The sequence below is a fragment of the Pseudonocardia nigra genome, assembly GCF_019396355.1.
Classification (GTDB): Bacteria; Actinomycetota; Actinomycetes; order Mycobacteriales; family Pseudonocardiaceae; genus Pseudonocardia; species Pseudonocardia nigra.
The window spans coordinates 1-23,439 of sequence record NZ_JAHKRK010000074.1 but is presented as its reverse complement, the minus strand read 5'-3'; the positions used below and the strand labels follow the sequence as shown (position 1 = coordinate 23,439).

General features: G+C 72.5%; 20 protein-coding genes. 6 read left to right on the top strand and 14 right to left on the bottom strand.

The annotated features are described in order from the left end of the window. Positions 1-161 precede the first annotated feature (161 nt). The 3 genes from KME75_RS19430 to KME75_RS19420 are packed head-to-tail and all read left to right on the top strand — an operon-like array spanning position 162 to position 4,971. Entirely contained in the window at positions 162-830 is a 669-nt protein-coding gene (locus KME75_RS19430; RefSeq protein WP_219416277.1) for a hypothetical protein, read from the top strand. Continuing rightward, entirely contained in the window at positions 827-3,694 is a 2,868-nt protein-coding gene (locus KME75_RS19425) for a CHAT domain-containing protein (protein WP_219416276.1), read from the top strand. The genes KME75_RS19430 and KME75_RS19425 overlap by 4 nt, the downstream gene beginning before the upstream one ends. Continuing rightward, positions 3,691-4,971 (top strand): S8 family serine peptidase, encoded by a 1,281-nt coding sequence (locus KME75_RS19420; RefSeq protein ID WP_219416275.1) that lies wholly within the window; start codon positions 3,691-3,693, stop codon positions 4,969-4,971. Before KME75_RS19425 ends, KME75_RS19420 begins: the two co-directional genes overlap by 4 nt. Positions 4,972-5,080: 109 nt before the next feature. Here the strand turns inward: KME75_RS19420 and KME75_RS19415 are convergent, their stop codons facing one another. The 5 genes from KME75_RS19415 to KME75_RS19395 all read right to left on the bottom strand — a co-directional run bounded on the left by KME75_RS19415 (position 5,081) and on the right by KME75_RS19395 (position 10,227). Continuing rightward, a complete protein-coding gene (locus KME75_RS19415) occupies positions 5,081-5,536 on the bottom strand; it encodes a hypothetical protein (RefSeq protein ID WP_219416274.1) in 456 nt (151 codons plus the stop codon). After that, on the bottom strand, positions 5,533-6,453 hold the full coding sequence (locus KME75_RS19410) for a sugar-transfer associated ATP-grasp domain-containing protein (protein ID WP_219416273.1): 921 nt from the start codon (positions 6,451-6,453) through the stop codon (positions 5,533-5,535). The genes KME75_RS19415 and KME75_RS19410 overlap by 4 nt, the downstream gene beginning before the upstream one ends. Next, positions 6,450-7,673 carry a 7TM domain-containing protein gene (locus KME75_RS19405; protein WP_219416272.1) on the bottom strand — a complete coding sequence of 408 codons (1,224 nt, stop codon included), beginning with the start codon at positions 7,671-7,673 and terminating at the stop codon, positions 6,450-6,452. The genes KME75_RS19410 and KME75_RS19405 overlap by 4 nt, the downstream gene beginning before the upstream one ends. A gap of 474 nt (positions 7,674-8,147) precedes the next feature. After that, entirely contained in the window at positions 8,148-8,810 is a 663-nt protein-coding gene (locus KME75_RS19400; protein WP_219416271.1) for a response regulator transcription factor, read from the bottom strand. Further along, complete coding sequence (locus tag KME75_RS19395) at positions 8,803-10,227, bottom strand: sensor histidine kinase (protein WP_308282903.1); 1,425 nt, start codon at positions 10,225-10,227, stop codon at positions 8,803-8,805. Before KME75_RS19395 ends, KME75_RS19400 begins: the two co-directional genes overlap by 8 nt. A gap of 867 nt (positions 10,228-11,094) precedes the next feature. On the opposite strand from KME75_RS19395, the gene KME75_RS19385 reads away from it, so the two are divergent. Together KME75_RS19385 and KME75_RS19380 are read left to right on the top strand one after the other, a co-directional pair. Then, positions 11,095-11,391 carry a hypothetical protein gene (locus KME75_RS19385; RefSeq protein ID WP_219416269.1) on the top strand — a complete coding sequence of 99 codons (297 nt, stop codon included), beginning with the start codon at positions 11,095-11,097 and terminating at the stop codon, positions 11,389-11,391. Positions 11,392-11,609: 218 nt separating this feature from the next. After that, complete coding sequence (locus tag KME75_RS19380; protein WP_219416268.1) at positions 11,610-13,103, top strand: hypothetical protein; 1,494 nt, start codon at positions 11,610-11,612, stop codon at positions 13,101-13,103. A gap of 287 nt (positions 13,104-13,390) precedes the next feature. On the opposite strand, the gene KME75_RS19375 is transcribed toward KME75_RS19380, so the two are convergent. The 9 genes from KME75_RS19375 to KME75_RS19335 form a co-directional block, all read right to left on the bottom strand. After that, positions 13,391-14,242 (bottom strand): class II fructose-bisphosphate aldolase, encoded by an 852-nt coding sequence (locus KME75_RS19375; RefSeq protein WP_219416267.1) that lies wholly within the window; start codon positions 14,240-14,242, stop codon positions 13,391-13,393. Further along, a complete protein-coding gene (locus tag KME75_RS19370) occupies positions 14,220-15,149 on the bottom strand; it encodes a 1-phosphofructokinase family hexose kinase (protein WP_219416266.1) in 930 nt (309 codons plus the stop codon). Before KME75_RS19370 ends, KME75_RS19375 begins: the two co-directional genes overlap by 23 nt. Further along, positions 15,146-16,270 carry an N-acetylglucosamine-6-phosphate deacetylase gene (gene nagA / locus KME75_RS19365; protein WP_219416265.1) on the bottom strand — a complete coding sequence of 375 codons (1,125 nt, stop codon included), beginning with the start codon at positions 16,268-16,270 and terminating at the stop codon, positions 15,146-15,148. The genes KME75_RS19370 and nagA overlap by 4 nt, the downstream gene beginning before the upstream one ends. Beyond that, positions 16,267-17,178: an ROK family protein gene (locus tag KME75_RS19360; protein ID WP_219416264.1), complete on the bottom strand. Its 912-nt coding sequence runs from the start codon at positions 17,176-17,178 to the stop codon at positions 16,267-16,269. Before KME75_RS19360 ends, nagA begins: the two co-directional genes overlap by 4 nt. A 3-nt stretch (positions 17,179-17,181) precedes the next feature. Next, positions 17,182-18,063, bottom strand: a complete 882-nt coding sequence (locus KME75_RS19355) for an SIS domain-containing protein (protein WP_219416263.1) — start codon at positions 18,061-18,063, stop codon at positions 17,182-17,184. Further along, positions 18,060-19,301, bottom strand: a complete 1,242-nt coding sequence (locus KME75_RS19350; protein WP_219416262.1) for a Gfo/Idh/MocA family protein — start codon at positions 19,299-19,301, stop codon at positions 18,060-18,062. Before KME75_RS19350 ends, KME75_RS19355 begins: the two co-directional genes overlap by 4 nt. Beyond that, entirely contained in the window at positions 19,301-20,140 is an 840-nt protein-coding gene (locus KME75_RS19345; RefSeq protein WP_219416261.1) for a carbohydrate ABC transporter permease, read from the bottom strand. The genes KME75_RS19350 and KME75_RS19345 overlap by 1 nt, the downstream gene beginning before the upstream one ends. Beyond that, the gene (locus KME75_RS19340; RefSeq protein WP_219416260.1) at positions 20,133-20,975 is read right to left on the bottom strand and encodes a carbohydrate ABC transporter permease; all 843 of its coding nucleotides are present in this window, start codon (positions 20,973-20,975) and stop codon (positions 20,133-20,135) included. Before KME75_RS19340 ends, KME75_RS19345 begins: the two co-directional genes overlap by 8 nt. A gap of 163 nt (positions 20,976-21,138) precedes the next feature. Further along, entirely contained in the window at positions 21,139-22,398 is a 1,260-nt protein-coding gene (locus KME75_RS19335) for an ABC transporter substrate-binding protein (protein ID WP_219416259.1), read from the bottom strand. A 135-nt stretch (positions 22,399-22,533) separates the two neighbouring features. Here KME75_RS19335 and KME75_RS19330 point away from each other — a divergent pair, with 135 nt between their 5' ends. Then, on the top strand, positions 22,534-23,316 hold the full coding sequence (locus tag KME75_RS19330; RefSeq protein WP_219416284.1) for a DeoR/GlpR family DNA-binding transcription regulator: 783 nt from the start codon (positions 22,534-22,536) through the stop codon (positions 23,314-23,316). Positions 23,317-23,439 lie beyond the last annotated feature (123 nt).

The window sequence follows — 23,439 nt, the reverse complement described above, 5'->3', positions numbered from 1 at the left end:
GCCGGCCCGCCCTGTCACCCCCAGTGTTCGGGGGCCACGCCGAACGCTGCTCGCCCGCGGCTGGCTGCCGTGCGAACGGATGTCGTTGCGCCCTCCGAGTATTTCCCGGACGCGCTGCGCGCACACCTCGTCGACGGGATCGCGACGACCAGGGAGCGCCGATGACCGAACGGCCACCACCACAGCACGGACCGCAGCCCGCTCCGCTGCCCTTCGCCACGCTCGCCGACTGGGTAGAAGGCCGGTTGGGCCCTGCGGAGGCTGCGGCGGTGTCGGCGCGCTACGAGCAGGCGGGACCGGATGCCCGGGCGGCGGTCAGCTGGCTGCGCTGGTTCGGCCGGCTCGCCGAGGAGACGGTGCTCGCCGAGCCGCCGCCTGCGGTGCGGCAGCTGCTCGAGCGGCGTCTCCCGCCCCCGGAGGACGGCCCGAGGGCCGGGGACGAGCAGGTCGCGGCGGTCCTGCTTTGGGACAGTCGCCGGGACGCCGCCCTCGCGGGTACCCGCGCGCCGGCGGGTCGCGTCGGCGGCGCCGCCGAGATGCGCCACCTGCTGTTCCAGGCGGCCGGCATCGACATCGCACTCGACCTGCACCCGATCGACCAACGGACGCTGCGCCTGGAGGGTCAGATACTGCCGCCACCCGCCGTCGTCAGCCCCATCACGGCCGTGCAGCTGCTGCGCGGCAGGCGTGCGGTCGCGGATGCGCTGCTCGACGACCTCGGCATGTTCTGCCTGGAGCGCATCGAGGCCGGCAGCTACCAGCTGATGTTGCTGGGCGGCAGCCTGCAGATCGCCGTCGACGTCGTCCTGGAGCTCGAGCCGCCGCAATGACCACGGAACCATCGCCGGTGGACGAGCTCCTCGCCCGGCCCACCCCGGCCGAGCGGCTGGCGTTCCTGCGCTCGGCGGGCCGGGACGACGCCGCCGGTCTCACGGCACTGCTCGACGTGGCCGCTGAGCTCGCGGGGGGCGACCCGAAGCGCGGATACCTGCTCGCGCAGACCTGCGCTGCCGCGGCGACCGGCCCAGGGCAGGAGGGCCTGCTGGCGCGCGCGTGTTATACGCAGGCCCAGGCCGGTGCGCGGAACGGGCGGCTGGACGAGGCGCTGGAGCTGATCGAGACGGCCCGCCGGATCTGGACGGAGTCCGGAAACGCGCCTGCCGCGCTGCGCACCGGGCTGGGCCGCATGCATGTGCTCAACGAGCGGGGCGAGCACGACGCCGCGGCCACGACCGGCACGGCGATGCTCGTCGCGCTCGAGGGGCCCGACGGGGACGGCGACCGGTGGTCGCCGTCGGATCGCCTCGAACTGCGCGGGATGATCCACCAGAACCTGGGCATGACCCACGGCTTCGCCGGACGGTGGCAGGACCTCATCGTGTCGAGCCGGGAGGCCGCGACGCAGTTCGCGGCGGCCGGGATCACCGACCGGGCTGCAGCCCTGCACGAGAACATCGGCATCGCCATGATGCAGCTCGGACGCGTCGGCGAGGCCATCGCCGAGTTCGAGCTGGCCGTGGCCGGGAACCGGGAGCAGGGACACGTCCTCGGGCACGGCCGCAGCCTGATCGAGCTCGGCCGCGCCCGGCTGCTGCTGGGGGAGTTCCGCGTTGCCCTGGCGACCTTCGACGAGGCGGGCGAGCTGCTGGCCCGGCTGGGACCGCTACCCGACCAGGACTGGCTGGCGGTGTCCCGCGGCGACGCGTACCTCGTGCTGAACCTGCACGACGAAGCGCTGGCCAGCTACCTTCCCGCCGAGCGGGCGTTCCGCGCCGCCGGGCTGACTTACGACATCGCGCTCACCCTGTCCAGCCGCGGGGCGGCGCTCGTGCGGGCCGAGCGGCTCGACGAGGCCGCGGCGGTGCTGGGGGAAGCGCTCGAACTGTGGGAGGGAGCCGGGAACGTCCCGATGCTGGCCTCCACGTTGCTGGAGCTGGCTGCCCTGCGCGCGCGGGCCGGCGGGGGCGCGGAGGCCGCGAAACTGGTCCGGCGCGCCCTCGTGGCGCTGGACGGCGGCGACTGGCCCGTCGAGGCGTTCTACGCCCGGTTGCTGCTGGCCGACCTCGCCCTGCCCGACCTGGACGAGGCCGAACGCCGGCTTGAGCAGGCCCGTGAGCCGGCCGCGCGGCTGGCGATCCCGCACCTCGACTTCCGGCTCGACGAGCGGCTCGGCCGTGTCCGGCTGGGCCAGGGGCGGCCCGACGAGGCCCGCATGCTGCTCGAGCGGGCCGTCGCCACGGTGGAGTCGCTGCGTGGTGGCCTGCCCAGGGAGTCGATGCGCACCGCATTCCTGCGCGACAAGACGGCGGCCTACGCGGCCCTTGTCGAGATGTGGCTCGACCGGGGGGACCCGGAGAGCTTGCGGCGCGCCTTCGAGATGGCCGAGCGCGCCAAGTCGCGCTCGCTCGTCGACCTGATGCTGGGCAGCGTGACCGCGCGTATCGCGACCGGCGAGGCCGACCCGCGCGTACAGCGCCTGCTGGCCCTGCAGGCCGACCTCGATGCGGTGTACGACGCGCTCCTCGGCGACGACCCCGACGGCGTGCGCGGCCCGCGGGCCGCACAGCTGCGCGGGCGGGCGGCCGAGCTGGAGCGCGAGATCGGCATGGTGCGGCTGGACGTGCCCGTGCAGGAGCGGCGGGCGGCACCCGCGGCCCTGCCCGCGTTGCGCCGGACGGTGCCGGGCGACGTGGTCGTGCTCGCCTACCACGTGCTGGACGACGAGGTCACCGCGTTCGTCAGGAGGGGGGACCGGCTGGCGGCGGTCCGGCGCGTGACCACGCTCGCACGGTTGCGCCCGCTGCTGGCGCGGCTGGCCGCGCAGTGGTCCCGGTTCCACGCGGGCCCGACGTTCGCCGGGCGGCACGCCGACCGGCTGACCGCGACGACCCGCCGGGTGCTGGCCGACCTGCACGACGCGCTCGTCACCCCACTCGGTGACCTGCTACCGGCCGGTGGCCGGCTCGCCGTGGTGCCGCACGGGATCCTGCACCGGGTTCCCTTCCACGCGCTGTTCGACGGTGAGCGGTACCTGCTCGAGCGGTTCGCGATCAGCTACGCACCGAGCGTCACCGCGCTGGGGGTGCTCCGACCGCCGGCGCTGCGCCACCGGGCGCTCGTGCTCGGGGTGCCCGCCCCCGACATCCCGAACGTGTCCGCCGAGGTCGCCACCGTCGCGGACGCGCTGCCCGGGGCCCGGCTCGGGCTGGGCGAAGAGGCCACGAGAGCGGCGCTGCGCAGCGGGGCGCCCGGGTGCGGCATCGTGCACATCGCCTGCCACGGACTGTTCCGGCCGGAGAACCCGATGTTCTCCGCGCTGCGCCTGCACGACGGCTGGCTGACCGCCGCCGATGTTCTGGACCTCGATCTGGACCGCGCGTTGGTCGTCCTCAGCGCCTGCGAGTCCGGCGCGAACCGGGTCGTCGGCGGCGGCGACGAGGTGATGGGGCTGCCCCGCGCGTTCCTCGGGGCGGGCGCCGCCGCGGTCGTCGTCAGCCTCTGGCTCGTGCAGGACGACACGACCGAGGCGCTGATGCGCCACTGGTACGCAGGCCTGCGGTCCGGGCAGGACGGCGCCACCGCCCTGCGCGCCGCGCAGCTCGCGCTCCGCGCCGACCGTCCCCACCCCTACCACTGGGCGCCGTTCGTGTTCATCGGCAGCCCGCCGGCCATCCCCGAGGAGGACCCGCAATGACGCGACCCGAACGAGTGGTCCGAGCCATCCGCCGAACGGCCGTCCTGGCCTCCGCAGCCGCACTCGCCGCGGCGCTCGGTGCGCCGCACGCGGCGGCCCAGGAGGACGACGACGACCCCATCGCGGGTGTACGCGAGGTGGTCGTCAAGCTGGACCCGGCGGCAGGCGCCACCATCGAGGAGATCAACTCTACGTACGGGACGAGCACGCTCGACACGCTGCTCGGCAGCGCCGGTATCCACCTGCTGGCCGTGCCGGAGGGCAGCGCGGTCGACGACATCGCCGAGGCGATGGACGAGGACCCCCGGCTGGTGTACGCCGAGCCGAACTTCACCCAGAGCGCGCCCGAGGGTGCGTCTCGGTTCGCGAGCGCGTGGAACGACAGCGATCCCTCGGCGGTTCGGGCCGAGCGCTACGGGAGTCAGTACGCGGTGACCCAGCTCGGGCTGCCGGCCGCGCACGCCGTAACCCGGGGCGCGGGCGTGGTCGTCGCGGTGCTCGACACCGGTGTCCAACTGGATCACCCGTTGCTCGCGGGCCGGACCCTCGGCGGCGGGTACGACGTCGTCGACGACGACCCGGACCCGTCCGAGGCCGCAAACGGTGTCGACGACGACGCCGACGGGAAGGTCGACGAGGGAACGGGCCACGGCACACACGTCGCGGGCGCCGCGCTGCTGGTGGCCCCGGACGCGCGGATCCTGCCGATGCGCGTGCTGGACTCGGAGGGGAACGGCAGCGTGTTCACCACCGCGGAGGCCGTGAACCTGGCCGTCGCGAGCGGGGCGGACGTGATCAACATGAGCTTCGGCTCGACCGCCCGCTCCGAGCTGCTCGAGGAGGTCGAGGGCGACGCCGACGAGTCCGGGGCCGTGCTGGTCGCCGCCGCCGGCAACCTCGCCAGCACCGAGCGCCAGTACCCGGCAGCGGCCGAGGACACGGTCGCGGTGACCGCCACCGACGTGAACGGCGTCCGGGCCCCGTTCGCGAACAGCGGCCCGTGGATCGACGTGGCGGCACCGGGCGACGACATCGTCAGTGCCCTGCCCGTCGGCGCCTATGCGGAATGGGACGGCACCTCGATGGCCGCGCCGCTGGTCGCGGGCGAGGCGGCACTGGTGCTCGCGGTGCGCCCGCGATCGCCCGAGGAGGTCACGGCGCTCGTTCGACGCACCGCAGTGCGCATCGACAGCGGCTCCGGGGCGGGCCGCATCGACGTAGCCGCCGCCGTCCGGGCCGCGGCGGAGACGGGTGGCGAGGACGGCGAGGGCGACTGACGCCGACCACACGCTGAGTCGCCGCGCGACACGGTCGCCCGCACAGCACCGTCGCCCGCACAGCCGGCCGTGCCCGCTTCTCGGTCGGCCCGTGTTCTTCCCGCGGCGTTCAGTCGTCGTCGTCCCGGTCCCGATCGGACCGGTCCTCGTCCCCGTGATCGTCCCCGTGATCGTCCCCGTGATCGTCCCCGTCGTCGTCCCCGTCGTCGTGGTCGGACCCGTCGTCGGATCGGCCGTCGCGGGTGTCCCGGTCGCGGTCGGGGGCCTCCGGGTCGTGCGAGGAGCCGGTTCCGGCCGCGTCGGCGTCGGGTCCCTCGGCCGAGCCGCCGCCCGCGCCTGCCGCGCCGCCGTCTTCCGGGACGGGCGGGGACGGGGCGAGGAGCCGCTGCATGTCGGCCCGGCCCTCGGAGTCGAGCTCGATCGGACGCACGTCCCGGCTGTCGACACCGTCCACGCCGAACCCCGGCGCGTTCGCCGCGGAGACGGCCAGGAAGACGCCTGCGCCTGCGCACACGGCCAGGCGCCCGACCAGGGACGCCCAGCCGGCCTCCGGGCGCCGGTTCATGCGGCGACCTCGGGCGGCAGGATGTCGAGCAGCCCGCGACCGGTGACGTTCTGGATCTGGAGCCCGGGGCGGGCGTTCACCTCCAGCAGGAGGGGCCCGTGCACGGCGTCGACGACCACGTCGGCCCCGACGTAGCGCAGCCCGGTCGCCGCGGCGCAGCGGCTCGCGGCACCCACGACGGCGTCCCAGTGCGGCACCCGGACGCCGGTGACCGTGCGGCCGGTGTCGGGGTGCACGTCGGTGATCCGGCCGTCGGTCCACGCCCGCACGACCGCTCCGGTCGCCAGGTCGACGGCGGCGCCGATGGCCCGCTGGTGCAGGTTGGCCTTCCCTCCGCTCGCCGCCGTCGGGAGCCGTAGCATCGCGGTCAGCGGCCGGTCGTCGACGCAGATCACCCGGATGTCGGGCAGGCCGCGGTAGGACAGGTCATCGAGCGTCGGGTGGGCGGCGATCAGGGGCTCCATGAACGCGACGTCGGTGCCGCCCGGGGAGAACTCGCCGTCGAGGATGCACCGGACGTGGTCGCGCACCGTCCGGATCGGGATCTGCCGGCCCGAGGCCGACTCCCAGCCGTCACCGGTCGGGCTGCGCCGCACGGCCAGCAGGATCCCGGACCCGCCGAGGCTCTGGCTGGGCTTGAGCGCCCACGCATCGGGCAGCGCGTCCCAGTCGAGCCGGGCCAGCGCCCGGCGGGAGTCCAGCACGACGAGCGTCTCCGAGACCGGTATTCCGTGCGCGGTCAGGGCCCGCTTCGTGGCGATCTTGTCGTTGACCAGCCGCACCGCTGCCGGCGGGTTCGTCCGGCTGATCAGGTCGTTGCGGGCGTTGAGTCCCATCACCCGGTCCCACCGGCGTAGCGCGGCGTCGATCGGACGGACCACGGGGCGGGGCTTGCGGGGCAGCACCGTCATGCTCATCGGACGATCATCTCCATGCGGGTCGGCTGGGTCGGCGGCTCGGCAGGTGCCGCGGCCGTCGTCGTGATGGCGCAGCGGGGCAGTGCCGCCGTGGGGGTGAGCACTCCGCTGGTGGCGGTGGAGGCGCCGAAGCGCAGGAGTTCGGTCAGCCGCAGACCCCGGTAGGTGCCCGCGACACCGGCCCAGACGGCGCAGGCCAGTGCCAGCGCGAGGGGCGTGGTCGAGGCGAGGTCGCGAACGACCGGTGCGAGCAGCAGCGCTGTGACGAGCAGGGCCACGGCGAGCGTGGCGACCGCGTCGCGGGCGGCAGCACGCCATCCGTCGAGGTCCCAGGTCTCCCAGAGCCGCTCGACCATCACGGCCGTGACGACGACGGGGAGCGCCGTGCCCCAGATGCCGCCCGTCCCCGCCCCGGCCATGCGTGTGACGGCCACGAGGACGACCGACACCACGCCGACCAGCACGGCGAGCCGCGCGACCCGGGGAAGTCGGTAGCGGCGCAGCAGCGGCTGCGCGACGAAGCCGGCGGCGACGATGACCACGGTCAGACCGATCCCCGCGACGAGGCCGGACTGGGTGTAGCCGATCGCGAGGAGCACCGGGGAGAAGGTCCCCAGGGTCTGGACGCCGATGAACACGCGCAGCAGCACGATGACCAGAACGGCCAGCGGCAACAGGGCCAGCAGCTGGAGCGGGCTCAACGCGGGCGCCTGGGAGAGCAGGGTGGTGAGAGTGGAGGGTGCGCGTGCCTCGCCCGGCGTCGTGAGCAGCCGGTGCCCCACCTGGACCTGGAGGTCGGCGAGCTCGGCGCGGCCGAGCAGCACCGGGTTGGAACGCTCGCTCCGGTCGGCGACGGTCATCCTTGCCTGCTTCGCCAGTCCCGCGACCTGCAGCGCTCCCGTGACAACCGGCCGCTCCTCGCTGCCCAGCGAGGACGCCACCGTGACCGTCTCGGCGGCATCGAGGTCGAAGCCGAGCTCCTCGGCGATCCCCACGTCGAGCGACGAGGCGGAGGCGCCCGTGTCGATTCGGGCCACCGCCTCGACCGTGCGACCGTTGGGGCCGGTGATGCGCACCAGCTCCTGCTCCCCGACGATCGCGCACGCGGAAGGAGCGATGCCCCGGTCGGGAACGAGCAGGACGGTGATGCCGAGCACCACGAGTGCGGCGGCCGCGAGCAGGACCTGGACGACGGCCGGGGTTCGGGTCGGTGGGTTCACGCTGATGACGATGCCCAACCAGAATGAGGGCACGAGGAAGCTCCGATGAAGAGGAACTCATGGAGCGGTTGCAGCCGTGAGACGGTCGTCGCGCGCGACCGCGCTAGGGGAGGCCAGGTCGGGGGCGCGATCCGATGCGGCTGGTGAGCCGCCGGTGCTCCACCCGCGCGTGCCCGCAGCGACAGCCCGCGCGAGGAGCGCGGGTCCCCCCGGGTCGTGAGGGTGGCGTCGTCTCAGCAAACCGGCGGGTACCGGTGTGCCGTCGTCGCGCTCGCTTCGGGCGACCGGCATGGGCCGATCGCCGCAGGCGGGCCTGCCCCTTGAGCCGGGCTTGCCCCGAGCTCAGCCAGGCGTCCGCGAACCCCAGGTCGCCACTCCCACAGCCATCGCAACGCCAGACCCGCGGCCGTGCCGCATAGGCGGTTCGCTTCGGACCGCTACGGGTCGGGACTCACGTCCTGGCTTCATGTGCCGTCACCCGCACCGGTATCCCATGCCGCGAACGGTCACGATGCGTTCTGCGCCGATCTTGCGGCGCAGTTGACGGATGTAGACGTCCACAACGTTCGACCCGGGGTCGAAGTCGTAGCCCCAGACGTGATCGAGCATCTGCTCCCGCGACAGAACGCGCCCGGCATGCCTCAACAACAGTTCGAGCAGCGCGAACTCACGGGCGCTGAGGTCTACGACGCCGCTGTCGGTCCGAGCGCGGCGTGTCTGCAGATCCAGCGAGAGGCCGTCGATGCTCAACATCGTGGGCTCGGCCGAGGCCGCGCTGCCGGAGCGGAGGCGCAGTCGCACCCGGGCCAGCAACTCCTCGAAGCTGAACGGCTTGGTCATGTAGTCGTCGGCTCCGCCCTCGAGGCCGGCGACGGTGTCGCGCACGCCGTCACGTGCGGTGAGGATGATGACCGGCAGCTCGACGCGCGACCGCCGGAGGTCGCGCAGGACGCTGTACCCGTCCTTGCCTGGCAGGCCCAGATCCAGCACGAGCAGGTCGAAAGCACCCGACAGTGCGTGGTCGAGGGCGCTGTGGCCGTCCTCTGTGACGGTGGTGATGAAGTTGTTGGCGCGCAGCCCCTTGTCGATGAACGCTGCGATGCGCTGCTCATCCTCGGCGATCAGAACCCTATGCATCGACCGTCTCCTCCTGCAGGGGTGGGGCTGGGGTGGCGTTCCGGAAGCGCAGCGTGAAGGTGGCGCCCTCCCCGGGCACGGAGAGCAGCTCGACCCAGCCGTCGTGGGCCTCGGCGATCGCCGTGACGATGGACAGTCCCAGCCCGGCGCCCGTGCGATGCGCGCGCGCACCGCCAGTGGATCCGCGTGAGAACCGCTGGAAGATGGCGGGTCCGTCCTCGTGTCGCACCCCGGGCCCGGTATCGCTGATCCAGAAGGACAGGCCGCCGTCGTCGATCGACGAACCGAACCTGATCTCCGCGCCGGGATTCGTGTGCTGCACCGCATTCTGAGCGAGCTGAACGACCGCCTGCGTGACGCGTTGCGCGTCGATCACGGCCTCGCCCTCCGCGATGGCAGCCAGCTGCCAACGGCGAGGGCCGATGGCGCGGAGCTTGGCATCGATGTCGCTGGTGAGGTCGACGAGGTCGACGGGCTCGGGTCGGACGAAGTCGGGTCGCTCCGACTTGGCCAGCAGCAGCAGATCCTCGACGATCCGGCTCATGCGGTCCAGCTCGTCGGTGCACAAGCGAACGACCTCGGCCCGCTCCGCCGGGTTCTCCTCCATGAGCTCGAGGTTGCCGCGGATGATCGTGATCGGTGTCCGCAGCTCGTGCGACGCGTCGTCGAGGAACTGCCGCTGCGTACCGAAGGCCTGTTCCAGCCGGTCGAGCATGGCGTTGAACTGCTCGGAGAGCGCCGCGACGTCGTCGCGTCCGTGAACCGGTATGCGTTCGGTGAGGTCGTCGTGGGTGATCTCGGCGGCCGTGCGCCGTACCAGGTTCACGGGTGCGAGGATCTGACCCGACACCACCCAGGAGGCTCCGGCGGCGATGAGGAGACCGATCAGGCTCACGACCGCGAGCAAGGTGATCGTGTCGTTGATGTCCTCGATCTCCCTGTCGATCGCGTAGGCGACGATGAACGTCCCGTCCGGGCGGCCGTCGGCGGTCACGACCGGTACCTTCTGCCAGCGCAGCCGACCGTCGCGGGTCGGGAGGATGCCGGCGCTGTCCGGGTCTCGCACGATCTGCACGAGGCGGTTGTCCCGGCTGGCCAGAGCGACGGGTTCGCGGCCGGGTTGCGGAAGGATCTCACCGTCGGCCGTGACGCCGAGGAGGATCTCGTCCTCGTCGGTGTACTGGCGCTGGATGTGGCTGGCGAGCAGGTCACGTCCATCGCGGTAGGGCTGGTCCGTAGCCCGGTCCACGCCTGCGGTGGCGACCTGCAGGAACTCCTCGGTCTCCTGGACGAGTGACGCGCTCGCCTCCTGTTCGGCCTCGGAGATCAGCAGGTTGCGGGTGACGATCACGACCGTCACCAGCGCAATGAACAGCAGCAGCACCAACCAAGCCATGATCCGCAGCCGCGCGGGCACGACGAATCGGCGACGACGGGGTCGACCTTCCCGCTGGACTTCCGGCTTACGTTGCAGCGCGAGGTCCCGGGTGGACACGTGAGTCGGCGCCGCGACCGAGGCCCGGCTGGCGGCTGCAGCACGTGTCATCGGAACCTCCCGGAGCTAGCGTCGTGCATCCACCGACGGGCAGCAGGTTCGCCTGGCCGGTGCATCGTCGCCGGTCTCCCCGTAGGCACGAGAAGGTGAACGGCACCATCATGAGCGATCCGTGCGCCGAGGGAGCGATCCATGAAGACATTCTCATCGTGATGACCCAGTTCGGTGCCTCGTCGGAGACGAAGGAGCCATGTCCTGCTGCAACGCCGAGGGTCGCACGGCCACCCGCCGGCGTGAGCCGAGAGGAGGCCGCCTCGGCGGGCGCAGCTCCGGACGACGATCACGAACTGGGGGCGGCCGGCCGCTGGGAGTGCCTACTTCCCGGACCTCTGGCCGCGCCGACACCCCTATCGCCCCGCCGAACCACCAGGGCCCCGGCGAGGCGGCGGAGCGAGGTGTGCAGGGCGCGTAGCGACTCGGCCAGGAACCGCGCTCGGTTCGCCGGTTGTAGGCCGAGCCGACGATGGCGTCGTCGAGGACGAACAACGGCACCGTCCGCTCGGCCGCGGCGGCCGTCAACACGCGGTTGTCGTGCACCCGCAGGTCGCGGGTGATCGCCGGTGCCGGAGTCCGCCGGCTCCTCGGCGCTGCCGTCGGTACCCCCGTCGGACTGGCCGGTCATGCCGCTGGCGCCGGACTGTCGGGCGTTCCTGCGCTCGCGCCGGAGTCTGCCAGGCCGCCAGCGCCAGGCCAGCGATGCCGAACGGCAGGTGCACGATTCTGTGCAGGATGGCCGGCTTTCCGCTGTTCGTTTCCGGTCCCCTCCCCTCGGTAGGGGAAGGCGCGGACTCGAGCGTGGTCGCCCGAGTCGGGGACAGTACCGGTCGGCGGATCGTCCTCGTCGCGACGACGCCGGAGGTCGCCCGCGTGGACCTGACCGCGCGCGCCGAAGGCGGCGGGGCGACTCGGACCGTGCCGTGCTCACTGCAGAACGAACTGGCGGTCTGCAGCATCTTCAGCTCGCTAGCCGAGGAACCCGTCGTGACCGTCTACGACGCAGCCGGAGCCCAGTTGCCGGTGGACTGATCGCACGGTGGTGCGCACGTCCGGTGCCAGCGGTTGGGTGCCGCGCCTGACGGGGGGCAGCCGAGCATGTCGGCGCCGGGCTGGCACCTTCGGTGGAAGATCAGCCTGAACTTGATCACTACCGCCGCGGCGTGAGGTACCGGAGCCGGTGAACCCAAATGAACGCCTTCTCATCTTCCCCTCATCCGGACGCCAGGAATATCGCTCACACTGCTCGGGTGAGCTCCGACCTGAGCAAGTCCGACGCACGGCGCCGACGGGCGATCCTGGCTGCAGTCCTGGCGTTCCCAGTGGCCGCGGGCGCGGCTACATGGGGCTTCACCGACATGTGGTTCGAGTCGGACGCGGCCCGACTCAAGGAGCGCACCGGTTCGGCGGCGATCGGATCTGCGCCAGGCGGTAGTGGTGGCTCCTCCAAGTCCCTGCTCCCCGAAAATCTGCTCAGCACGATCGACCTCCAGTTGATCGCCCAACCCGTGGTTCCGCCACCCGGAGTGATCGCCATCCCGGCCGATGTGATCGATGCGGGAAGCTCTGATCCAGCCTCGATCCCGACGTCGGCTACCAGCAATCCGGAGGAGGATGCCATCGCACCGCCGATCCCGGACGCTGGCGCGGAGGAAACCAGCGGCGCGATCGAGAATGCTGCTGACGCCGAGGGAGGCAGTGCCGCGGGACCGAGTACGGCCGCGCTCGGCGACGCAGACGGCAGCGAAGCCGAGGTCGGCAGCGGGGATGGCACCAGCTCTGAGGTTGGAACCGGCGGCGACGCCGACACGGACACCGGCGGCGGCGAGACCGGCAGCGACACCGACGGCGAGACCGGCGGCGGCAGCGACACCGACGGCGAGACCGACGGCGAGACCGACGGCGAGACCGGCGGCGAGACCGGCGGCGGCAGCGACACCGACGGCGACACCGACGGCGAGACCGACGGCGGCAGCGACGGCGAGGGCGAGACCGGCAGCGGTACCGACGGCGAGGGCGAGACCGGCGGCGGCAGCGACACCGACGGCGACACCGACGGCGACACCGATACGGATACCGACGGCGACACCGACGGCGAGACCGGCGGCGGCAGCGACACCGACGGCGACACCGACGGCGACACCGATACGGATACCGACGGCGACACCGACGGCGACACCGGCGGCGGCAGCGACACCGACGGCGACACCGACGGCGACACCGATACGGATACCGACGGCGACACCGACGGCGACACCGGCGGCGGCAGCGACGGTGACGGCGAGACCGACGGCGAGACCGACGGCGAGACCGACGGCGAGACCGACGGCGAGACCGACGGCGAGACCGACGGCGGTAGCGACATCGACGGCGACACCGACGGCGAGACCGGCGGCGGTACCGACGGCGACGGCGAGACCGGCGGCGGCAGCGACACCGACGGCGACACCGACGGCGAGACCGACGGCGACACCGACGGCGAGACCGGCGGCGGTACCGACGGCGAGGGCGAGACCGGCGGCGGCAGCGACGGCGAGGGCGAGACCGGCGGCGGTACCGACGGCGAGGGCGAGACCGGCGGCGGCAGCGACACGGACACCGACAGCGGCAGCGACACTGGCGGCGGCACCGGAACGGGCTCCGACGACGGCGATGGCGTCCGTACCGATGGCGGCGTCGGCGACGGCGGAACCGACACGAACACCGATGGCGGAAGTGACGCCGGTAGTGAGACCGACGGTTAGAACGTCGGTGGGTCAGGGCGGACCTGACATGAACGACGCCGGCACGGGGATCGTTGAACGAACGGAGGTGAACCGCCCCGGGTTCGGTGGAGGCTCTGAACCGCCCCGGGTCTGGTGGAGGCTCTGACCTGACCTGGGTTCTCTGGAGTCGAGAATTGCTGGAACCGCTGGCCACGACGATCTTGCTCTGGTTCTCGAACTCTAGCGGGAAGAGCCCTCCGAGGCGCTGTGCCGGCTGCCGGCGGGACCCGCTCAAAGCCGCTCGTCGGGGCACGCCGGTTGCCTCCTCAGCCTCCTCGTCCAGCGTCCTGAGCGAGCAGCCCGAGGAAGTGCGCCACCGCGCCCGCCATCGCCTCCCGCCCCGCCGCAAGGTACTTCCGCGGGTCGACCAGGTCGGGGTGCTCGGCGAGGTGGTCCCGCACCGCCGAGGTGAAGGTGGCGCTGAGGTGGGTCGCGATGTTCACCTTGGTCATCCCGGCCGCGACTGCGGCGCGCAGCTGCCCGTCGGGAACGCCCGACGACCCGTGCAGCACGAGCGGCACGGGCACCGCCCGGTGCAGCCGGGCGATGAGGTCGAGGTCGAGCGCGGCGTCCTTCGTGACCATGGCGTGCGAGGTGCCGACTGCCACGGCCAGCGCGTCGACGCCGGTCGCGGCTACGAACTCGCGGGCCTCGTCCGGGTCGGTACGCGCGCCCGGCGCGTGCACCCCGTCTTTGCCTCCGATCTCGCCGAGCTCGGCCTCGATCCAGACGCCGTGGTCGTGGCAGCGCGCGGCGACCTTCCGGGTCCGGGCGACGTTCTCCTCGTGCGGCAGGCGGGAGGCGTCGAACATCACCGAGGGGACGCCGAGTGCCACGGCCTCCTCCACCAGTTCCAAGGACTCCGCGTGATCGAGGTGCACGGCCACCGGGACCGCGGCGCGCCGGGCGACCGCGAGCGTCCCGAGGGCGATCGGCTCCAGCGCGCGGTGGTAGCGCACGCAGTTCTGGCTGATCTGCAGTACCACGGGGGCGCGGGTGGCTTCGGCGCCGGCGACGATCGCCTCGGCATGCTCGAGGGTGATGACGTTGAAGGCGCCGACCCCGCGCCGGGCCCGGTTCGCGTCGGCGACGATGTCACCGGTCGAGGTGAGTGGCATCCAGCTCCTCCAAGCTGATCTCAACGCGCATCCGGTGGTAGGCCGGTGCGTCGAACTCGCCCGCCAGCGGTGCGGCGACGGCGGCGGCCGACAGCGCTGTCGCATCGCGGAGTCGCCGCGGCCAGGGGGCGTCGTGAACGAGCCCGGCGGCGAGCGCGGCGACCGCCGCGTCGCCCGCGCCGGTGGGGTTCCCGCGGATCCGCCTGGGTGGGCGCGCGCGCCACGTGCCCTCGCCCGTGACGGCGAGCAGCCCGTCGGGGCCGCTCGAGACCACGACCGACCTCGCTCCGGCCGCGCACAGCGCCCGCCCACCCGCGAGCGGTTCAGTGATGCCGACAGTGGCCGTGAGCTCGGCGAGATTGGGCTTGACGATGTCGGGCCGGGCGGCCAGCGCGGCGCGCAGCGATGAGCCCTCGGCGTCCACGACCGTCCGCGCGCCGTGCCGACGCGCGATGTCGACGAGCACGGCGTACGCATCGAGCGGGACGCCGGGTGGCAGGCTGCCCGAGCAGACGACGACGTGCGCGGCGCGGGCCAGCCCGGCGAACGAGGCGCAGAAGGCGCTCCACTCGGTCGTCCGCACCTCCGGTCCGGGCTCGTGGAACCCCGTGGCGTCGACGCCGTCCACAACCGTCGCCGTCCGCCGCGACTCGGCCGCGACGGCGACGAGCTCGTCGCGCAGCCCGGCGGCGGCCAGCTCGGCGCGGATCGCCGTGCCGGTGGCGCCGCCGGCGAACCCGGTGACGGCGGTCTCGTGGCCGAGCGCGGCCGCGACGCGCGCCACGTTGACCCCTTTGCCGCCCGCACGAGCGGTCACCGATCCGATCCGGTGAGTCGCGTACGGCACGAGCGCATCGACGGTGTAGGTGACGTCGAGGGCCGCGTTGAGCGTGACGGTGAGAATCATCCGACGCCCTTCGCGAACACGCGCTCGACGGTCAGGTCGGCGTCGAGGACGACGAGGTCGGCGTCGAGGCCCGGGGCGATCGTGCCGATCCGGTCGTCCAGGCCGAGCAGCCGCGCGGGTGTGGTGGCGGCCATCGCGATCGCGTCCTCGATCGGCAGTCCGGCGTCGTGGACCGCTCGGCGCACCGCGGCGTCCATCGTGAGGGTGCTCCCGGCCAATGACCCCGTCGTGGGGACGCGCGCGACGCCGTCCCGGACGGTGACCTGCAGTGGCCCCAGGCTGACGTCCTGGTCACCCAGCCCGGCCGCCGCAATCGCATCCGTGATGAGCGCCGTGCGCCGCGCGCCCGCCGCGGCGACCACCAGGCGCAGCGTCGCCGGGTGCAGGTGCACACCGTCGTTGATCGCCTCGAGCGTGACGCGCGGGTCGTCGAGCAGCGCGACGGCGGGGCCCGGCTCGCGATGATGGACGGGCGGCATCCCGTTGAACAGGTGGGTGGCTGCTCGCGCGCCGGCGTCGATCGCGGCGCGGGCGCACGCGTAGTCGGCGCCTGTGTGCCCGACGGCGGCGACGGCGCCGGCGTCGACCACGCGTCGCACCGCGTCGAGGCCCCCGTCGAGCTCGGGGGCCAGGGTGACCATCCTGATCGCGTCCCGGCCCGCGGCCAGCAGACGGGCGACGTCGGCGCCGTGCGGGGGCCGCAGCAGCCGCGGGTCGTGGGCGCCGCAGTGGGTGTGCGACAGGAACGGGCCCTCGAGGTGGACCCCGGCGAGCAGCCCGTCGGCGACCAGGTCGGCGAGCCGGTCGAGCGCGCGCTCGAGCTCCGGGAGCGGTGCGCTGACCAGGCTCGCCACCGCGGTGGTCGTGCCGTGCTCGCGATGGAACCGGAGCACCCGGCCGACCTCCCGGTGGTCGCCCGAGGCGAACGTCGCGCCCCCGCCGCCGTGCACGTGCACGTCGACGAACCCCGGGACGAGCCAGCGCCCGGGCAGTCGGACGTCGGCGGGCTCCGGGGGTTCGCCTGCACCAACGGCGGCGATGCGTCCGGCGTCGATGCGCAGCCAGCCGGGATCGAGAACGCCACCGCGTGTGACGACGCGGGCACCGGCGAACACCGTCACGCCGTGGCCTCCATCGCGAGCAGTGCGGCGCCGACGCAGCCCGCCTCGTCGCCGAGCGCGGCCCGGACCAGCCGAGGCATGCGCTGGAAGGACAGCCGGGCGTCGAGCGCCGCCCGCAGCGGCGCGAGGAGCAGGTCGCCGGACCGCGCGAGGCCACCGCCGACCACCACCACCTCGGGGGCGAGCAGGCTCACGCACGTGGCCAAGGCGTCGGCGAGGAACCCGATCGCCTCGTTCCACACGGCACAGGCGTCGGGGTCCCCGTCGGCCACGCGGCGTGCGACGTCGGCGGCGCCGTCGGCAGTGCGGCCACTGCGCGCCCGATAGCGACGGGCGATGGCGGCAGCCGAGGCGACCGCCTCCAGACAACCGCGGGATCCACAGCGGCACGGATCACCCGACGGATCGACGACGACGTGCCCCAGCTCACCTGCGTACCCACCGCCGACCACGGGGCGCCCGCCGACCAGGACGGCCGCGGCGATGCCGGTACCGATGGGGACCACGACGACGTCCTCGGCTCCCCGGGCGGCGCCCAGGCGCACCTCGGCCAGGCCCCCGGCGCGGACGTCGTGACCGAACGCGACCGGCAGCCCGAGGCGCGCGGCGAGCTCCGCTCGAAGTGGCAGGTCGCGCCATCCCAGATTGGCCGACAGGATCGCGGTTCCGGTCGCTTCGTCGACGATCCCGGGAACGGCCACACCGACGCCGGTGACCGCGGCGTCCCGACGGCGCCCCTGGGCGACGAGCTCGGCGGCGAAGGTTGCGAGGGCCTGCACCACCGCATCGGCCCCCGCCTCGTGCGGTGTCGCCCTTCGAGAGCGGTGCACAACCCGGCCCGCGCGGTCGACCAGCGCGCCCTTGAGCGAGCTGCCACCGAGGTCGACGGCGGCCACGAGCGCGTCCATCTGCTAGCCCTGGTCGGTCAGGACGACCGAGCGGGTGAGATGGCGTGGGTTGTCCGGGTCGAGCCCGCGCGCCGTCGCGACGGCCACGGCGAGCCGCTGGGCGCGGACGAGGTCGGCCATCGGGTCGAGCTCGCTGCGCTCGAGTCGCCCACCGGTGGCGGCGACGTCGGCGCTCAGGCCCGCCGGCGGTGCCCCGAAGAGCCAGGCGACGCGGCCGGGGCCCGTGATGCTGATCGGGCCGTGTCGGTACTCCATCGCAGGATAGGACTCGGTCCAGGCGCCCGCGGCCTCCCGCATCTTGAGCGCGGCCTCGTGGGCGAGGCCGACGGTCCAGCCGGTGCCCAGGAACGTCAGCTGCTCCGCAACCACCAGCCCGGGGTCGAGCTCGGTCGCCAGCGCCTTCTCCGCGTCGGCGACGACCGGCTCGATGTCCTCGCCCAGCGACGCACGCAGCAGCGCCAGCGTCGAGGTCGCGAAGCGGGTCTGCACGACCGAGCGCTCGTCGGCGAAGTCCAGCACGACGATCTCCCCGGCCATGTCCCGCACCGGCGTGGCGGCGTCCGCCGTCACTGCCAGCGTGGGCGTTCTGCGCCCCAGCCGCTCCAGCACCTCCAGCACTTCGGTGGTCGTGCCGGATCGCGTGATCGCGACGACCCGGTCGTAGGTGCGCCGGAAAGGCATCTCCGAGGCCGGGAACGCGTCGGTCTCGCCGGCTCCCGCCGCCTCCCGCAGAGCGGCGTACGCCTGTGCCACGAACCACGAGGTGCCGCAGCCGATCACTGCGATGCGCTCACCGACGGCCGGGAGCGGCGACGCCGGGCTCAACGCCGCCGCCTGGGCCCAGCAGGCCGGCTGGCTCGCGATCTCGGACTCCACGTGACTCATCGCTCCCCCTCGCTGCGACCACTCATTGCTGTCCCTCGTGTTGCTGTGTCGGACGGATGTCCGGGCGGTCCGGTGAAGTAGGCGCTCAACGGTTCGGCGAGTCGGGGCACGTCGACCGGCTGCCCGCCCGAGCGCAGCGACTCGGTGGCGGCGCAGCCTGCGGCGACGGCCTGCCGCGCCGCCACCGGCGAGGTGAGCGTCGGGGTGCCGTCCCGGACGAACCGGAGGAACTCGGCCACCATCAGCGGGTCCGCCCCGCCGTGGAAGTCGTCGCCCGGGGGGACCTCGACGACGTGATTGGGCACCTCGCGGTAGCCCGAGCGCCGGTCCCAGACCTTGACGACGGCGCCGTCGGTGTCACCGAAGTTCTCCAGCCGACCCGCGCTGCCCAGCACGGTGTAGTTGCGCCAGTAGTCGGGGGTGAAGTGGCACTGCTGGTAGCTCGCCAGCACCCCGTTGTCGAGGGCGAGGTGCACCATGCTGAGGTCCTCGACGTCGACGACGGGATGCAGCCCGGACACCGAGGCCGGCGGCCAGCTGCCCTTCGGGTCGAACCAGTCGCGCATCAGCTGGCCGGAGCGGTCGACGCGGTCCGGGCTCGCCCCGTAGACCAGCAGGCCGCCCATGGCGTTGACCCGCGCCGTGTAGGCGCCGGCCAGCCAGTGGATGACGTCGAGGTCGTGCGCGCCCTTCTGCAGCAGCAGCCCCGTGCTGTTGCGGCGGTCGGCGTGCCAGTCCCGGAAGTAGAAGTCGCCGCCGTGCCCCACGAAGTGCCGGCACCAGATCGCCTTGACCTCGCCGACGGCGCCGCGCGCGATCAGGTCCCGCATCGCGAGTATCACTGGCATGTGCCGCATGTTGTGCCCGACGTACAGACGCGACCCGGTGCGGCGGGCCGCGTCGAGCACCCGGTCGGCGCCCGCAACCGTGATGGCGAGCGGCTTCTCGACGAAGGCGGCGACCCCGGCCTCCAGCGCTGCGACGGCGATCGCCTCGTGGGTGTGGTCGGGGGTGAGCACGAACACACCGTCGAGGTCGAGGGCGAGCAGCTCAACCAGGGTCGTGACCCCGGCGACGTCCCCGCCGTAGTGATCGACCGCGCGGTCCACCCGCGTGCGGTCCACGTCGCACACGCCGACGATGCGCGAGCCCTCCCCGGGGCGGTGCGCGTAGTCGGCGATCCGGCTGCGCATGCCGAGCCCGATGACGCCGATCCGCAGGTCGTCCACGCCGGCCATCAGCCCTTCGTCCCGGTGAGCGCGATGCCCTGGATGAAGTGCTTCTGCAGGGTCAGGAACAGCAGGATCACCGGGGCCGTGGCGAGCAGCGACCCCGCCATGAGCAGGGTGTAGGGGGTGTCGTACTGGCCGTGCAGGGTCGCGAGGCCCGCCGACAGCGGCATCCGCTCGGGGTCGATGGTGACGATCAGCGGCCACAGCAGGTCGTTCCACGACCAGAGGACCGTGAGGATCGTCAGGGCGAGCAGGCCCGGCTTGACCAGCGGCAGCACCACGTACCAGAACGTCTGCAGTGGGTTGGCGCCGTCGAGCCGTGCCGCCTCCTCGAGCTCGCGGGGCACCGTGAGGAAGAACTGGCGCAGCAGGAACGTGCCGAACGCGCTGAACATGCCGGGGAGGATGAGCGCCTGGAGCGTGTTGAGCCAGCCCAGGTCGGCCATGATCTGGTACTGCGGGATGAGGAACAGCTGCGGTGGCACCATCAGCACGGCGAGGAACAGCACGAACAGCACGTTGCGTCCCGGGAACTGCAGCCGGGCGAACGCGTATGCGGCGAGCGAGCAGAACACGAGCTGCCCGAGGGTGCGGCCGACCGTCATGAGGACGGTGTTGGCGAACATCGCCGCGAAGGGGAGTCGTTCGAACACCTCGCCGTAGTTCTGCCACTGCCAGGTCTGCGGGAGCAGCGTCGGCGGCACCTGGGTGGACTCGCCGAGCGTCTTGACCGAGGTGAGCATCTCCCAGACGAACGGGCCGACCATCAGTGCGGCCCCGAGCACCAGCACCGCGTGCACGAGCCACCGCTGCCGACCGGGGGCACGCCCGGCGTGGTCACTCATAGTGGACCCACTTCCTCTGGAGGCGGAACTGGACGAGGGTCATGAGGAGGATGACGACCAACAGGGCCATGACGATCGCCGCCGCGTAGCCGCGGTCGTGGTTCACGAACGCCTCTTGGTAGAAGAGGTAGACGACGCTGCGGACGTTCGGCAGGGCCGGGTTCGTCGGCTCGATCATCACGAACACGAGGTCGAAGACCTGCAGCGCCTGGATCATCGTGAGCACGGTGACGAAGAAGATGCTCGGGCTGAGCAGGGGCACGGTCACGGAGAAGAACTGCCGTACCGGGCCCGCGCCGTCGATCTCGGCCGCCTCGTAGTAGTGCTGCGGGATGCCCTGCAGGCCGGCCAAGAGGATCACCACGTTGTAGCCCAGCGTCATCCAGATGCCGACCAGACCGATCGCCACCAGGGCCGTCCGCGGGTTCGTGAGCCAGGAGGTCCCGTCGATGCCGACCAGACCGAGCAGGAAGTTCAGGATCCCGAACGAGCCGTTGTAGATCCACTGCCAGACGATGGCGACGGCCACCGGCATCGTGACGACCGGGAGGAAGAACAGCGTGCGGTAGATCCCGACGCCGCGCAGCCCCTTGGTGTTGAGCAGGGAGGCGACGACAACGCTCACCGGGATCCCGAGGAGCACCAGCGCCGAGTAGAGGAAGGTGTTGAGCAGGGCCTCCGCGACGACCGGATCGGTCACCAGCGCCGCGTAGTTCTCCACCCCCGTCCACTCGTAGGAGCCGAAGGCGCCGGACTCGGTGAAGCTCAGGTAGAGCGTCCGGACGATCGGCCAGAGGTAGAACACGAGCAGGCCCAGGCCGGTCGGCGCGATCATCGCGTACGCCCACGGCCAGTCCCGGCCGGACCCGCGTCGGGGCCGGCGTCCCTCCTCGCGCGGCCGGCTCGGCGCGCGGACACCTGCGTCCGTCGCCGGGCCGGATGCGCGACCGCTGCTCACCGCCACCGTCGTCCTCCTCCCGCTCGCTGCACGCGCCGGATCAGTCGTCCTCGGCGAGCACGCGGTCCATGGCGGCGGCCAGCTCCCGCGCGACCTCGTCGACCGGACGCTGCCCGGTCCACGCGGCCGGGAGCATCTGCTTCTCCAGCGCCTGCCACTCGGCGGTGTTGGCGCTGACCGGGTACGGCGTGGCACCGGCGACGGCGTCGAGGAAGATCTGGAGGTTGTACTCCGGGAAGGCCTCCAGCCAGGCCTGCTGGGTGTTCTGGTGGGCGGGGATGACGATCCCGCTCTCGGCCATCACCTCGGCCGCCTGCTGCGAGCCCAGGAACTTGACGAACTCCCAGGCCTCGTCCGGGTGCGCGGTGTTGGCGTTGATCGCGTTGCCGAGGCCGTGGATGATGCTCGTGTCCTCCACGCCGGCGGGCAGCGGCGCCACGTCGATCTTGTCGGCGATGGCCTCGGTCTTCTGGAACGACACCGCCTGCCACGAGCCGCCGTAGAACATCGCCGACTTGCCCGACTGGAACATCTGCTTGGGCTCGGTGTCGATCATCTGCTGGTGCGTCGGGGACACGCCTTCCTGGATCAGGTCGGTCCAGAACCGCAGGCCCTCGATCGTCCGCGGGTCGTCGTAGCCCGACTGCGTGCCGTCGGGCGACACGACGTAGCCGCCCGCCTGCGCGATCGTGTTGTAGTAGCCCTGCTGGTCGGTCAGCCAGGCGGTGATGCCGTACACGCCGTTGGCCGGGTCGGTCAGCTTGCGGGCCGCGGCGCGCAGGTCGTCCCAGGTCCAGTCCGCGTCGGGGTACGCCACGCCGGCCGCGTCGAAGAGCTCGGTGTTGTACCAGAGCCCGATCGTGTCGTAGTCGCGCGGCAGCGCGTACTGCGTGCCCTCCCACTCGTACAGGTCGACCAGCGGTCGCGGGTACACCGACAGGTCGACGGCGTCGCTGTCCACGCGCTCGGTGACAGGTAGCACGGCCTCGTTCGAGGCGTAGAGCGCCAGGTTGGGGGCGTTCAGCCAGAACACGTCCGGGCCGCCGTCGCCGCCGATCGCGGTCTGCAGCTTCGTGAAGTACTCACCGAACGGGGTCACCTGGATCGAGACGTCGACGTTCGGGTGGCTCCGCTCGTACTCGGTCGCGAGCTGCTCCATCACCGGCGCCTGGTCCTGGTTCCAGAGCGCGTAGGACAGCTCGATGCGGCCGCCCTCTCCTGAGTCTCCCGAGCCGCCACCACAGGCGGTCGCGACGAGCGCGAGGCCCGTCAACGCCGCCATCAAGCCCTTGCGCGCCACGCTGCACCTCCAAGGAAGGGTCCCGATCGGAACGTGAGCGAGACGCTATCAGCTCGTTTCTGCGTGTTCAACGGTCAAATCATGCAGAATCGAAAGCAAGCTATGGTCATGGTCGGTCGCGAAGGGTGGATCGCTGTGAAGAGGGCCGAGCGCCTCAGCCGGATCCTGGATCGGCTTGCCGAGCAGGGACGCGTGGACGTCGAGGAGATCGCCAACGATCTGGGTGTCTCCGCGGCGACTGTCCGTCGCGACTTCGACGCCCTCGCGGCCCAGCAGCTGCTCACTCGCACGCATGGTGGTGCCGTCTCCAACGGCACCGCCTACGACCTGCCCATGCGCTATCGGAGCCAGCGGCATGCATCGGACAAGAAGCGCATCGCCGAGGCAGCTGCCGAGCTCGTGCACCCGGGCATGATCGTCGGCGTCAACGGTGGCACGACGACCACCGAGGTGGCGCGCACCCTTGCCGCGCGGCCCGACCTCGTGGGCGGCGAGCGTCAGGCGCTCACCGTCGTGACCAACGCGCTCAACATCGCCAACGAGCTGACCGTTCGTGGGCACGTGAAGATCGTGGCGACCGGAGGCGTGGCCCGGCCGCAGTCCTACGAGCTGATCGGGCCCCTGGCGACGCGGACCCTCGAGGGCATCGCGCTGGACGTCGCCTTCCTGGGGGTCGACGCGCTCGACGTGCGGGACGGTGCGGCGGCGCACCACGAGGACGAGGCCAACGTGAACCGGCTGCTCGCCCAGCGCGCCGGCCAGGTCGTCGTGGTCACCGACAGCTCGAAGCTCGGGAGACGGGCCTTTGCCCGCATCTGCAGCACGGACGAGATCGATCTGCTGGTGACCGACCGCGACGCCCCTGTCGACGTCGTTGCCGGCCTCCGCTCCGCAGGCGTCGACGTCCGGCTCGTCTAGAGCGTGTCCCTTGGATCATGGGACGGGGTCGCGGAGCCAGATCCTGATCGAGGCGACGTCGATGGTTCCGCGGAACATGTAGTCGCGCTTGTCGTAGCGGGTGGCGACCGCGCGGTGGCCCTT